This window comes from Streptomyces sp. A3M-1-3, assembly GCF_024213665.1.
Lineage (GTDB): Bacteria > Actinomycetota > Actinomycetes > Streptomycetales > Streptomycetaceae > Streptomyces.
The window spans coordinates 1-12,945 of record NZ_JANAVP010000047.1 but is presented as its reverse complement, the minus strand read 5'-3'; the positions used below and the strand labels follow the sequence as shown (position 1 = coordinate 12,945).

The window sequence follows — 12,945 nt, the reverse complement described above, 5'->3', positions numbered from 1 at the left end:
TTGAGATCTAGAAGGTACATTTCTCTGATATGGCAGAATTCGTTAAATATACGCTTGCTGACGGCTCGGAGGTGCTGTTCGAGTCGGCAGAGAGTGACCTTGTGGACCTCCACGGCGGGCAGCCAGGTGTTGTCGACGGCGGACAATTGCAGACCCGACTGGAGTCGGTCTCAGCAGCAGCCGAACAGGTGGCCGAATCCTTGCGGTCGCGACTAGTGTCTCGTGATCCTATTTCTGTTACTTCGCGTTGTTGTTGACGAGTTTCTTCACGCTGGTCTGGACGAGACGGACCTTGGCGAGGATCTCGTCGGCGGTGGCGGTCCAGGTGAAGGGTTTTGCGTTCTCGTTCCAGGAGTTGATGTAGTCGCGGATCTGTTTGATCAGGACGTTGACGCTGGAGAACGTGCCGCGGCGGATGGACTGCCGGGTGATGATTCCGAACCAGATTTCGATCTGGTTCAACCACGAGGACCCGACAGGGGTGAAATGGAAGTGGACGTGCGGGTTTTTCGCCAGCCACGCCTTCACGTCCGGGGTGGTGTGCGTGGACAGGTTGTCCAGGACGACATGAATCTCCTTGTCCGCATGCGGCTTGACGGCCTTCTTCAGGAACGCCAGGAAGGTCGCGCCGTTCCGGTTCGGCCTGCACTCGCCGAGCACTTCGCCGGTCGTGACATTCAGCGCGGCGAACAGGTTCGTGGTGCCGTGCCGGACGTAGTCGTGGGTGCGCTTCTCGGTCGCCGCAAAGGTCACCGGCAGCACCGGCTGGGTCCGGTCCAGCGCCTGCACCTGCGTCTTCTCATCGACCGACAGCACCACCGCGCCACCGGGCGGGGCCAGGTACAGGCCGACCACATCGGTGACCTTCTCCGCGAACGCCGGGTCCTTCGAAATCTTGAAGGTGCCCGAACGGTGCGGCTTCAGATTCTCCTCACGCCAGATGCGGGCGATGTAATGCCAGGAAACCAAGATGCCCTCCCGCCGCTTCAGATGATCGGCCAGCGTTCGCGTCGACCAGTGCGACAGGCCGGAATCCACCGGCGGCGACATCCTCGTCAAAGCGATCACCCGAGCCCGCACCTGCGGCGGCACCTGGGTACGCGGCCCGCCACGGCGCTTCTCCTCCAAGCCGGCAAGACCCAGCTCGGCATAACGGGCCTTGCAACGGTCCACCGTCAGCGGCGCCACACCTGCAAGCTCGGCAATGTCCTTGCGCCGCCGCCCCTCGCCGGACCACAACACGATCCGCGCACGAAGCGCCACATCGGCCGGAACATCCCGAGACCCAGCCAACTCCCGCAGTTCCGCCATCTGTTCAGAGGAGAGATCCATACCAGACTCAACGATCACGGAAGCCTCAGGTTCCCCGAACAGGATCACGAGACACTAGCGCCTGATGAAGTCGAGTTGGAATTCGGGCTGAAGGTAGCCGGCGAGGTGAACTGGTGGTTTTTCGTCAAGAACCAGGCGGAAGGCACCATTAAGGTAACGCTGCGATGGTCGCCATCACGGGACCGGTCACAGTGACCAACAGCCCCGAGGTGCGAGCGACTGCGGCCGTGTTCGTGAACGGGCACTTCGCTGGAACGGCTGTGCTAATTGATCAGCGGTATCTACTGACTGCCGCTCATGTGGTGAAGCCCCTGGGTCAAACAGCGCCGACCGGACAAGTCCAGGTGCAGTTTCCCAGCATCGTTGGATCAGAGGGAGGCGAGGCGCAAGTACAGGTCCAGCGAGTTCTGCCGCAGTCAGGCCCAATAACCGTAGATGCCACGGTGCTTGACTTGGGCGAACAGTCGCCGGAGTGGCTGCCATCGCCAATTCCGCTTTCGCCAACAAGGCGAGTGCCGAAACAGGTGAGAGTCTTTGGGTTCCCTCGGCATGAGAAGGAGCTCAAGGGTGTGTGGCGTGACTTTGACACGTCTGGCCCCACGACAGTCGGCACCGTGCAGCTGGATTGGGTACGGCCGGTCGGCACGCAGGTGGGCCACAGCGGCGGCCCCGTGCTCGATCCGCTCACCGGCGCTGTGGTCGGGGTGCTTGTCGAAGGGTCAGTAAAGCTCCAGTTCGACCGATTCGTGCCAGCGGGCGTAATCGCCGAATGCCATCCTGACTTGCCCCGGCCGTGGATGCTGAGTGGATCGGACCCGGCGGGCGAAGTGGAGCACTTCCGTCTGCGGGCACTTGGTCAGCGCAGCCTGGCGCGCGGTGGGGACCTGTTCCGTGGGCGGCATGCCGCTCTGACCGCGGTACGTGAGATGTTGATGGCAAACGAAGCGCCGGGTTGCCCGCTAGTGGTAACTGGGCAGCCGGGCGCGGGTAAGTCCGCGGTTGTCGCTCGCGCAGTCCTTGACCTGCAGACCAAGGGGCGGGGGCCCGGTGTAGCCTTCCACGCTCGCGGTGCCACCCACATTGACCTACTCAAGGTCGTTGCCGATTTGACCGGAGTGGAACGCGCTAACTCCCCCTACGACCTGATCAGTATTCTCAAAGCACGTTCTGACGGGCCCTGGCTGGTGGTAGTCGACGCCCTGGATGAAGCATTCACCAGAGAGGAACGGAAAGAAATCGCCGAATTGCTCGGGGAACTGGCAGTCCTTCCCAGCCTACGGGTGGCGGTCGCCACTCGCGCGCTCGCAACAGGCCCACGGGAAAACCCGTACCGCTTGGGTGAGTTGCTGCCTGCCCTTGGCGTCACCTCACCCGACAGTCAGCAACTGGTCGACTTGGACACCGACCGCTACTTCGATCCCTCTGGGTTGTACGACTACGCGGCGGCGCTGCTCAACCAGTCTGGCGCCGAACATCCGGGCCCGCCCGGTCACGCCTGGTCCGCCTACCGAGCTGACCCTGCCTTGCGTGCCCGGTTGGCCTCGGCAATCACCAAGCGGGCCGACCGCAACTACCTGGTCGTCGCAATGGCTGCCTACTTGCTGTCGACTCAGCCCAATGTCGTAGACCCGGCCGCTCCTGGATTCGATCGAGCCATGATTCCGTCCAGCGTGGGAGAGGCGCTTGACAAGTACCTGGACGGGCTGGACGAACGCCACCGTGTGCGGGTACTCGGTCTACTGAGTACCTTGGCCTACGCCCGTGGCCCGGGCATTGACAACGATCTGTGGATCCAATTCGCCAGGGCTCTCGGCTACCCCGTCAGCATCGAGGACCTCGATGAACTCCTTCATTCGGCCGCTGCAGATTATCTGCTTCAGCCCACCCATGCAGACAACGGGATCCCAGTCACCCGACTGTTCCACGAAGCCCTCACCGACCAGTTACTTCAGCGCCGTCAAAGCCGCCGAAGTGACGAGCACCGCCTACTCAAGGTTCTCATCTCCTCTGTAGACGGCGACTGGTCGCAGGCAAGTGGATACGCCCGCAGCTACGCTAGCGACCACGCCGCTGCCTGTGATCAACTGCCGACTCTGCTGGACGACCCACAGTTCCTCGCAGTCGCCGACCTCACACGGCTTCTTCCACTCCTACCAGCACGACCAGATCACAGCCTCGCACCCATCGTCGCGGTGCTACGCCAAATCTCCATTGAGGCGAACTCGCTGCTGTCTTCGCAACGGACTCGGCTGCTTGCTCTCACCGCCGCCCGCAACGGTCTCCATGAACTCCATCGGCGATTGGCAGATGCCTGCGGTAGCGGATTGGTACCACGCTGGTCACACGCCATCGGTACTCCGCACCAAAGCCTGGCAGGCCACGACGAAACGGTGAGAGCTGTGGCCATCGGCCGGGTCGACGGACTCGACGTCGTCGCCTCCGGCAGCAACGACCACACGGTACGAATCTGGGACGCCACGACCGGCCAGCCCATCGGCGACCCTCTCGAAGGCCACACGGGCACCGTGCGGGCAGTGGCGGTGGGCGGGGTCGACGGACTCGACGTCGTCGCCTCTGGCAGCAACGACCACACGGTACGAATCTGGGACGCCACGACGGGCCAGCCCATCGGCGACCCTCTCGAAGGCCACACCGGTAGCGTGAGCGCGGTGGCGTTGGGCAGCGCCGGCGACCGCGACATCATCGTCTCCGGCAGCGAAGACGAGACGCTGCAGATTTGGGACGCCACGACACACGACCCCATTGGCGACCCCCTGGAGAGCCACATCGGGGGGGTGCAGACGGTGGCGGTGGGCCGTGTCGGCGACCGCGACATCATCGTCTCCGGCAGCGAAGACGAGACGCTGCAGGTGTGGGACGCCACAACACACGACCCAGTCGGTGCCCCCATCGTCGGCCACCACGGCGGCGTGAGCGCGGTGGCCGTGGGCAGCGCCGGCGACCGCGACATCATCGTCTCCGCCAGCAATGACCCTGCGGCGCAAGTACGGGTGTGGGACGCCACGACACACGACCCAGTCGGTGCCCCCATCGTCGGCCACCACGGCGGCGTGAGCGCGGTGGCCGTGGGCAGCGCCGGCGACCGCGACATCATCGTCTCCGGCAACGGTGATCGGCTTCTGCAGGTTTGGGACGCCGTTACCCACGAACCTGTTGGCGCCCCCATCGTCGGCCACCACGGCAGAGTTCGAGCGGTGGCGGTGGGCCGCGCTGGCGACCGCGACATCATCGCTTCCGGCAGCAGCGACTGCACCGTGATGGTCTGGGACGATCCGGTCGGTACCCCAATCGCAGGCCACGGCAACGCGGTACGGGCGGTGGCGGTGGGCCGCGCCGGCGGCCGCCACGTTGTCGTCTCCGGCAGCAACGATAATTCCGTAGGAATTTGGGACGCTGCTACTGGCCAGCCCATCGGCAACCGGCTCGAAGGCCACACCCGCACAGTGCGAGCTGTAGCGGCGGGCAGGGTTACCGAGCGCGACATCATCGTTTCCGGTAGCAGCGACGGCAGAGTGGTGGTCTGGGACGCAGACACCCACGAGCCCATCCGCGAACCACTGGTCACGGCGAGCGCAGTGGTGCGGGCGGTCGCGCTGGGATGCGCCGCTGGCCGGAGCATCATCGCCTGTGGAGTGGGGACACATCTGCAGGTCTGGGATGCAGACACCCACGAGCCCATCCGTAACCCAATCTCGCACAGTCACCCGGTCAACACCTTGGCGGTGGGGCAAGCTGGCGACCGAGAGATCATCGTCTCCGGCGGCCAAGACCAGGCCCTGCGAATCCGGGACGCTGTCACCGGGCAGACCGTCACGGATACCCTGTACGGTCACACCGACAGCGTGAGCGCGGTGGCGGTGGGCCGTGTCGGCGACCGCGAAGTCATCGTCTCCGGCAGCAACGACCGAACCGTACGAATCTGGGACGCCACAACGGGCCAGCCCATCGGCGACCCTCTCCGGGGCCACACCGGTAGCGTGAGCGCGGTGGCGGTGGGCCGTGTCGGCGACCGGGACGTCATCGTCTCCGGCAGCAACGACCGAACCGTACGAATCTGGGACGCCTCGGGAAGTCCCGTGGACGTGGTCGACCAGCTCGTCCCCGTCCACGCCGTGGCTCTCGCGTCGAATGGTGTCCTCTGCATCGCTGCCGGAACAGCAATCTGTGCCGCGTGTTCCGGTGAATAGGTAAGGCATAGTTGCCGCCGACCGGCCCAAGCGGCAAGTGGCCAACGACGTCATGACCCGACACGGCGCCGGAGCTCGGTGGGGCTCGAGTATTCCTCTGCCAACAGATGTGTGACCCGCCCCTTTCAGCACGATAGTTCCGCCTGTGACCACTACTGAAGGATGCAGCTGTCGGTTTCCCGAGCCGCAACGCGTGATGCAGATCACATTGGTGGCTGGGGGTGACTCAGTAATTGACGAACCGTGCCGAGCTGGCCATTTGCCTGGGATCGAAGGTGTTCGATCTCTGCGTGCTGGGCGGCGAGTTGGCTCAGGGCCCGCGTCTTGAACTCGGTGAGTTCAGTGATCGCGGCCTCTCGGGTCGCGAGACGTGCCTTGAGAGTTTCGACCTCGCTCTTGAGTCGTTCGATCTGGGCAGCGCGGGGGTCAGCGATCGTGCCCGCCTTCTGCTGGGCGTCGAGGCGACGCTGGAACTCGTGAGCGAGGTGCTCGTAAGGGCCGGGCCGGACGGAGCCGTCCGGGGTCTTTCTGGGGTAAAAGCCGGTTCGTGGGACGCCTGCCTCCTGAGCGAGGGTCTTGAGATCGCATCGCTGGCCGGGGCGAAGCAGCCCTGCCAGCACGCGGTCCATGGCGGCCCGGATGGCGTGCTCGTTGCCGGCGCGTTCCTCTTCGCTGATGCGGCCCATCAGGCATCTTCTCCCTGGTCTTCGCGCTCCCCTGCGGCGGCGTCGATCTCGGCCACGACCCGCTCGCCCCGTTCGACTGCTGCGGTGAGCCGGGTGCGCTCGGCCTTCTGCACGCGAGGGAGACCGTCGATGAACGCCTTGTTGGTGCGGACCGTCTCTATCCAGACTGGACGGTGGCAGGGATGGTGCGTGGCCTGCGGGCACCGGGCAGAGTCGCAGAGTCCGGCGAGCGGCCGGTCGGCCTTCGGGGTGCCGGCCAGCTGCAGGCACAATGCCTTGCTCGGGTCGGTGAACCAGCAGTAGTTCGCGGCACCGAGGTGAAGGGTGCTGGCGCGTTGCGAGATCAGGGCGCGTACTTCTTGGTCGCTGCCCCAGACCGCCGGGGAGGGCCTTTCTGCGACGAGCTGACCATCGACGCTCGTGAAGAAGTCGATGAGCTGCCGGGCGCCCGGGCCGGAGGGCATGACGCCTTGTTGGTAGTTACGGTACTCAGCGAGCAGCAGGTGCCGGACGACGTTGTCGAACAGAACCTGAGCCTGGCGGTACCTGAACGGCTCTGCTGACGCATGCCCCTCGTCCACGGACCACCGGTAGAACATGGACAGGACGCTCACATGCTGGTTCCAGGTCGATGCCGCAAGGCGCACGTCGACCGGCCCGCTCGCCCGGTGCACCGCGTACGCGCCCAGCACCGACTTCAGCTGTTGCCGGTCAGCGAAGACGTTGCAACCGTGCTCCGACAGAAAGCGTGTCCAGTCCCGCAGGACCCGCGCGTAGTACTCCCAGGACTTCCGTGCCGGGACTCCCAGACCCGGCAGCTCGCGGAGCCACCGGTTGATCACCACGGTGGCACGGGGGCGGCCGGCGTCCTCGAGCAACAGGTCGGCATCAATGAGGACCGGCATGCCCTCGGGGATCAGCGGCTTGGCGCCAAGCCCCCAGGACTGCCAGCCCTCGCTGGAGTAGAAGATCAGGTGCACCCGGCTGAACCTAGGTAAGGGACACGGGCGAGCACCAGGCCCAAACCCGTGCCCCTCGCCTGGGGCTTTCAGCTAATGGGACACGACCGATCTGCGCCGACAAGCGGATCGTCCGGAACGCCTGTCACGTCGTACGTGATATCACCGCACTGGCAGCGGCCCGTCCGCAGTTCGCGTGCGGTGGTCCGTTCGGTCACTTCGACATCTCCTTCGATGCGCTGGGCAGTTGCGGTGCCAGTGTGCTGCTCACGGTGCAGCCCGCGCTCGTGTTCGGGATTCCACGCCCCGCATGCGAAGGCGTGTTCACCCCTCGCGGTGAACAGCAGCCCAGCACGCACGAAGCTCGGCCACCCCGAATCGGGGGCCGAGCTTCGCTTGTGCGGGGTGGGCGGCGGATGGCCGGGCATCGTTCGCCGCGTGAGGGCTCGCAGTGGCCCAGGGGGTCCCCGGACGTCAGCCGGCCGGGGCGCGCAGCAGCCGATCCCGCGTGCTCTCGGGGAGCACCCGCCGCAGGACCGGTGCGGTGGAGCTGAGGGAAGCCGCAAACGCCGCGACGAGGTCGTGCGGCACGCTGGCGCCGAACGACGCGGCCCACAAGCACTGCGCGCCCAGCACGGGCTCGGCCCATGCCTGCCACCCGGCCGGGCCCGCCTCGTCGGCCTCGGCCAGCAGAGCGCGCGGGTCGGCGTCCTGAATGAGGGGCGGCACCTCGCCGTGGCTGAGGTGGGAGGTGAAGGTCGGGTCCATCGCCCCCGCACCGGGCTCGTCGATGTCACGGAGCCAACCGTGCGCCGTGACGGCGTCGAGGACCAGCTCGGGGCGCGCGAGCGGCACGGCGGGCTGTTCACGGGCGTCGAGTGCGACGAGGAAGTCGACGAGGACCTCCCCGGGGACATCGGGGGTGAAGTAGGCCGACCACTGGGCGAGCGGGCTGCTCGTGTCCGCGCGAGCGGACACGAGCCAGGCGATCGGCAACTCCCCCAGGTGGAACGGCTCGTCCGGCAGGACCCACTGGGCCCACCGGAGGGTGTCGGGGCTGATGTGCAGGACGGTGCTGCGCAGGACCTGCCGGTCCTCCGGCGCCTCATCCGGCTCCTGTCGCCCGCGGACGATCGTCAGGCTCGTCCAGCCGAGGCCGGCAAGCGTGTCGGCAACGGCGTCGTAGAGACGTCCGTCGTCCCCGGCCAGATGCCGGGGACCAACCCAGTACACGGACTGGGCGCGGGCCGGGGTGGACGGGTCGAACGGGAAGTCGGGGTGCAGGGGCGCCTCCAAAGGGCTGATGGGGTCTTACTTGCCGCCGGCAGTGCGGCGTGGACGGCGCGGGGGCGCCAGGACGGGATCCTGCCAGGCCAGCTCGACAGCGACTTCGGGCGGCAGATGGCCGAGCTGCGTATCCGCGTCCCGGCCTTCAGCGAGGTAGACGACGGGCTGCCCGGTCTCGTCCGTGGCCTGGACGACCTGGGCGAGGCGGTGCGCCATCGGGAAGAACGGATTCATCGCCTGCCGCACCGGAGCACTCCGGTCGCAGGCGGACAAGAGGTCGATGAGATCGCCGACGGTCATCTCCGTGTGCTCCACGGACAGCTCCTTGCATGAGGGAAAGCGGGTGGGGGTGGCGACTGGCGAGGCCGCCGGAGGGGCGTAGAGCAGCCTCCGTGGAGGGCCTCCAACTCGAGCCTCTGGCGTTACAGGCGCCGGGAGGTCTCCAGCACGCGCGCCACGGCAGCGGCGACGATATCGGCCGGTGTCTCGGTGTCGAAGGACACGTGGTAGCCGCGCACCTTCGCCGTACCGGTGACGGCGATCTTCCATCCCTCACCGTCGGTGCCGGGGCGCCCGAGAGGGAACCAGCCGAGATAGAAACGGCCGTCCTTCGAGTTGACGTGCACGTCCGCGCGATCGTCCACGACCAGGTTGAAGTCGTCGGCGGAGAACTGATCCATGACGACCGTGGGCTGGCCCGGGCCGAGCTGCCACCCACGCAGCCGCAGCGCCTCGACGGTGGTGGAGAATCCGGGGCTCACTGGAGCCACGGTCACGGGCAATCACCTCTCTGACCTGGTGTTTCCGGGGAAGGTCGTCTACGTTGACATGCCCCTGCACACGTTGGCCAGTCATTCGTGGATCTTTCCCGTCTGCCCCCAGCGAACTGCGACTCGCAGGAGGTGGACGGGGCGGCTTCACCGTGAACGTCGCGCTCGTGGCCGCTGGATGGGAGCCGGTGCTGCTCGCCGCGATCGAGCGCGGAGAGACTTGGGTCGCCCCTCCAGGTCGGCCGCCGCCCCTGACCGGCCTGGTCAGCTCGAAGACGGGGCTTCGGCACGCGCGCGCTGCCGGAGCTTGTTCTGCCGGAGGAGTAGCTCCTTGTTGCATGTTTCGAGGGCGTCGTTGGCAAGTCCCTCGTCGGTCACCTGGTAGTGATCGGGCTCGTGGATGTCGGGGCGGGTCGGCTGACTGAAGCTCATGAGGAACTGCTGCGCCTCGGCCTCCGGGCCGAGGCTCGACGAGGGACCGGAGCTCGAGCGGACGGCAAAGTCCGCCCGGGCGTACTGGATCAGTCCAAATTCGCACAGCCGGTTGCAGGCGTCCTCGTACGAGTCCCGGCGAAGCCGGAACGAGCCTGTGCGGTCGTTCGCGTACAGGTATACGCCGGACTCAGCGTGCTTCCTCGGGAAGGTCTGAGCGAGCCACCGCAAGATCATCCAGGTGGCCACCTCGGACGGCTGCAGGACCTGGATCCAGCCGTGAAGGAAGAATTCGGCGGGCACAGTGAAGGTGGCGTGCCAGGTGTTCGCCGGGGCGAAGTAGAGGGCAGGTGTCTGGGCGTCACCGCGCCCCGTCTCCTGCATGAGGGAGAAGGCCGCGTAGTCCCGGCCGCCTTTCCGTCTACCTGGTACCTCGACGAGGGCGCGCTCGGCATCGGGTCCAAGGCCCTCCAGCGTCCGCAGCGCTCCGTGGATCTGCTGCCGGCGCAGCGTCTGGATGTCCCGGTCCCAGGTCGTGGCGGGCATGTAGGTGTTACTCGGCTTGTCGTAGGCGCCGTCGATCGCCACGAAGTCTGACCAGGAGTTGGGGCCCTTGAGCGGCGGGCTGTCCGTACGGTTCCACTCGTCACCCACGCCGAGGCGGCACTGGGCCTCGAACACGGCGAGAAGGTAGAAGCGAAGCGCGACACCACGGGGTCGGAGGAGCTGCGTGAGCGGAGGCGCGGGATCCTGCCGGCCGGACAGCAGCAGCCCTCTGCGCAACGTGATCTTCTCCGGGCGGCGCCCTGCATCCCACACCCGTTGAAGGACCCGGTTCGCGCGCTGCACGGAGCGGTCCTTCTTCAGCTGCTCCAGGCGGCGGACCCGGCGTACTACGGCCTCAAGTTCCCCAGACATAGTCGATCCGATCAAGGTTTTGATCCAGGTGTTTTGACCCGCACATAAGAGTATCCAGTTATTGTCACGTGCGGGTCAAAGCCTTGATCGAATCTCGGCTGACCCCCTTTTGGGAGCATCAGAATAGAGAGTGAGCCGCTCAACGGGAGGGCTCAGCGGCACGTCGTTCGCCGAAAACGCGAACGGCCCCGGGGGCAACCGGGGCCGCTTCACACCAACCTCTTGATTGGTAGCTGTCAATGGCAAGGATACGACGAAGTACAACATCCGGAAACTCCTCGCCCGGTCCGGAACGGCTTCCGCAGCGATGGGCGGTCATCCTGATCGCCGGCGCTGGGATGGCTGGCGTGGCGTTCCTCGCAGCGGGACCGCTTCCGGCGCTCGGAGCGTTCGGTACGGCCGTGACCATCCTGCACGCCGTCATGGAGTAGGGCTGCTGGCGCTGCTGCCGCTCCCCGGCAGCAGCAGCGCCACTCATCAGCACGTCGCCTCACACGAGCCGGCCGAGCGCGATTCGGCACGGCATTCCTCGCAGGCCACGGCGGCGGCCAAATGTGACGCCTAGCGCGGTCGCAACCACAGCGATCTACCACCACGTCCACCAGCCCAGATGCGACAGAAATCGAACACATGATGCAATAGCTCGTATGCGATGCCCTGCTTTCCCCTAGGACCTGATCACCGCAATGCGCATGGGACCGTACCTATCGTGCGCTCTCCGATCCGGCTCAGCGAGGACGGACAACAGCGCTGCGGCGGCGCCTGCTGGACCTGTCGGTGCAGGTGCGGTGGCACCCGTATTGGCGCGAGGCCGGGACCGGTCACCGGGTGGCCCTGCGCGTACGGGCGCGTGAGCTGGAGTCTGGGGTGTGGTAGGTGGGTGGCCTGGGCGGTGACCAGCGGCAGGCCGGTGCCGCCCCTGCCGAAATGACGCTGACCTTGCCCGGCGGGCAGACCGTGCGGGTCCGGCTCCACGAGCGTCAGGAGGTCCCCGGTCCGTACCGATGGCGATACCTGGTGGGTGTGCCGGCGTGGACCGCGAGGCCGGAGGGCGTCGAGGCCGCCGAGTACACGGTCTGGGTGACCGACCGGCAGCTCACGCCGATCGAGGGCGTGGACCTCTCAGCCGTGCCGACTCGCCGTCGGCCTCCGCCGCCAGCGCCAGGTTGGGTGGTGGGGGCGGCACCCGAGCGCCGCGGCCGTACGGTCGTGCACGACGCCGCCTGCCGCTACGTCGTCGGCAAAGGGGGCAAGGAGCTGAGCACGTTGGAGGCCCTGGACGCGTTGATGCGAGCTGGTGCGCGGGCCTGCCGTGACTGCGACGCCGCGACCGTCCTCATTCCGGCGCTCGAACTCGGCGAAGGGTACGGCTAGCCGCCGGGGCTGCGGGTGTTCCGTGATGGGTCACGGCGACGGCACGGTGGCTTGTCGGCGGCCGAGGAGCCGGCGGAACCGTCCGGACGCTCCGCCCTGGTACCGGACGAGGGTATCGGGGCGGAGCGCCCGTACCCATAGCGGCGCGCCGATCACGATCCGGTGGGCGCCGTGAAGAAAAGGGTCGTCCTGCAGGCGCCACCAGCGGGCGTCGTCCAGGACGACGTCGGCGTAGATTTCGGCGCACCATTGGGCCTGGTGGTCATGGCCGAGGGTGTAGCCGCGGGTCCAGGGCCGTCCTTCGTGGTCTTGGCCGGGCAGTTCGCCTTGCTGCAGGGCGATCGTGAGAGCTTCTACGGCACGGGTCTGGTCGTCGTCCCACTGCGAGGTGTTCTCGGTCCCTCGGCTGCGCAGCAGCTCCTCGATCGCGGGGGCCGCGGACGAGACCCAGCCGTCGTCGATCGCGTCGCCGGCCCGGAACCCGTCGACGTGTTCCAGGCTGCCGAAGAGGACGACGTCCACCTGTCGGCCCTCGCCACATTGGGTGCGGATGTGGCAGAGCGCGGCATCGTTCGAGGCGTAGGTGCCGACGAATTGGGCGAACGCCACGCGGCCGGTACCTCGGGCGTACTGCACGGGTGCCGGCCGGTCGAAGTCGGTTGCCGCGAGGCTGCCGAGTTTCTTGACGATTCGCTCGGCCGTGCGCAGCCGGTTCTGGGCGCGGGCACCCTCGCCGAGCTGGAACTGCGCCATGGGCAGGCCGAGTGTGAACGACCACTGCCAGTCGCGCTCCAGGGCCAGGCCGACCTCCTCGGCCACGTCTCGCACCCGCCGGTCCGACCAGTACCGGTATCTGCCGACGTCAGCCTGTCGCGCCACGCAGCTCTCCTCCGCTCGCATCCCTAGATGATCGATTCCAAGGGATCAGTGGTCATAAGCGGTCAGTGAGCGCAGGACGGGCTGTCCTGTGTGGTCGTTG

The 12,945-nt window shown here is 66.8% G+C and carries 11 protein-coding genes; 3 read left to right on the top strand and 8 right to left on the bottom strand.

Features of this window, described 5'->3' with window-relative positions; all coding sequences use genetic code 11:
- Positions 1-237: 237 nt before the first annotated feature.
- Positions 238-1,380, bottom strand: a complete 1,143-nt coding sequence (locus tag NLX86_RS32655; protein ID WP_254375448.1) for an IS630 family transposase — start codon at positions 1,378-1,380, stop codon at positions 238-240.
- A 57-nt stretch (positions 1,381-1,437) separates the two neighbouring features.
- Here NLX86_RS32655 and NLX86_RS35225 point away from each other — a divergent pair, with 57 nt between their 5' ends.
- Positions 1,438-1,527 (top strand): hypothetical protein, encoded by a 90-nt coding sequence (locus NLX86_RS35225; protein WP_374214012.1) that lies wholly within the window; start codon positions 1,438-1,440, stop codon positions 1,525-1,527.
- Entirely contained in the window at positions 1,497-5,540 is a 4,044-nt protein-coding gene (locus NLX86_RS32650; protein ID WP_254375447.1) for a trypsin-like serine protease, read from the top strand. The genes NLX86_RS35225 and NLX86_RS32650 overlap by 31 nt, the downstream gene beginning before the upstream one ends.
- 203 nt (positions 5,541-5,743) lie before the next feature.
- Here NLX86_RS32650 and NLX86_RS32645 read toward each other — a convergent pair whose 3' ends face one another.
- From NLX86_RS32645 to NLX86_RS32620, 6 genes are all read right to left on the bottom strand, one after another.
- Entirely contained in the window at positions 5,744-6,226 is a 483-nt protein-coding gene (locus tag NLX86_RS32645) for a hypothetical protein (protein ID WP_254375446.1), read from the bottom strand.
- Positions 6,226-7,206: a site-specific integrase gene (locus tag NLX86_RS32640; RefSeq protein ID WP_254375445.1), complete on the bottom strand. Its 981-nt coding sequence runs from the start codon at positions 7,204-7,206 to the stop codon at positions 6,226-6,228. Before NLX86_RS32640 ends, NLX86_RS32645 begins: the two co-directional genes overlap by 1 nt.
- Positions 7,207-7,659: 453 nt before the next feature.
- Complete coding sequence (locus tag NLX86_RS32635; protein WP_254375444.1) at positions 7,660-8,481, bottom strand: DUF317 domain-containing protein; 822 nt, start codon at positions 8,479-8,481, stop codon at positions 7,660-7,662.
- A gap of 15 nt (positions 8,482-8,496) precedes the next feature.
- The gene (locus NLX86_RS32630; protein WP_254375443.1) at positions 8,497-8,787 is read right to left on the bottom strand and encodes a hypothetical protein; all 291 of its coding nucleotides are present in this window, start codon (positions 8,785-8,787) and stop codon (positions 8,497-8,499) included.
- A gap of 107 nt (positions 8,788-8,894) precedes the next feature.
- Entirely contained in the window at positions 8,895-9,248 is a 354-nt protein-coding gene (locus NLX86_RS32625) for a DUF317 domain-containing protein (RefSeq protein WP_254375442.1), read from the bottom strand.
- Positions 9,249-9,506: 258 nt separating this feature from the next.
- Positions 9,507-10,592: a hypothetical protein gene (locus tag NLX86_RS32620; RefSeq protein ID WP_254375441.1), complete on the bottom strand. Its 1,086-nt coding sequence runs from the start codon at positions 10,590-10,592 to the stop codon at positions 9,507-9,509.
- Between the two features lie 927 nt (positions 10,593-11,519).
- On the opposite strand from NLX86_RS32620, the gene NLX86_RS32615 reads away from it, so the two are divergent.
- A complete protein-coding gene (locus tag NLX86_RS32615) occupies positions 11,520-11,966 on the top strand; it encodes a DUF6233 domain-containing protein (RefSeq protein WP_254375440.1) in 447 nt (148 codons plus the stop codon).
- Positions 11,967-11,996: 30 nt separating this feature from the next.
- Here the strand turns inward: NLX86_RS32615 and NLX86_RS32610 are convergent, their stop codons facing one another.
- Positions 11,997-12,845, bottom strand: coding sequence for a hypothetical protein (locus NLX86_RS32610; protein WP_254375439.1), 849 nt, complete (start codon positions 12,843-12,845; stop codon positions 11,997-11,999).
- Positions 12,846-12,945 lie beyond the last annotated feature (100 nt).

What these genes read in the sequence shown, in the direction of transcription:
- NLX86_RS32650 (WP_254375447.1), top strand. Translation starts at nt 1,497, where the DNA reads ATGGTCGCCATCACGGGACCGGTCACAGTGACCAACAGCCCCGAGGTG.
- NLX86_RS32645 (WP_254375446.1), bottom strand. Translation starts at nt 6,226, where the DNA reads ATGGGCCGCATCAGCGAAGAGGAACGCGCCGGCAACGAGCACGCCATC.
- NLX86_RS32620 (WP_254375441.1), bottom strand. Translation starts at nt 10,592, where the DNA reads ATGTCTGGGGAACTTGAGGCCGTAGTACGCCGGGTCCGCCGCCTGGAG.
- NLX86_RS32615 (WP_254375440.1), top strand. Translation starts at nt 11,520, where the DNA reads ATGACGCTGACCTTGCCCGGCGGGCAGACCGTGCGGGTCCGGCTCCAC.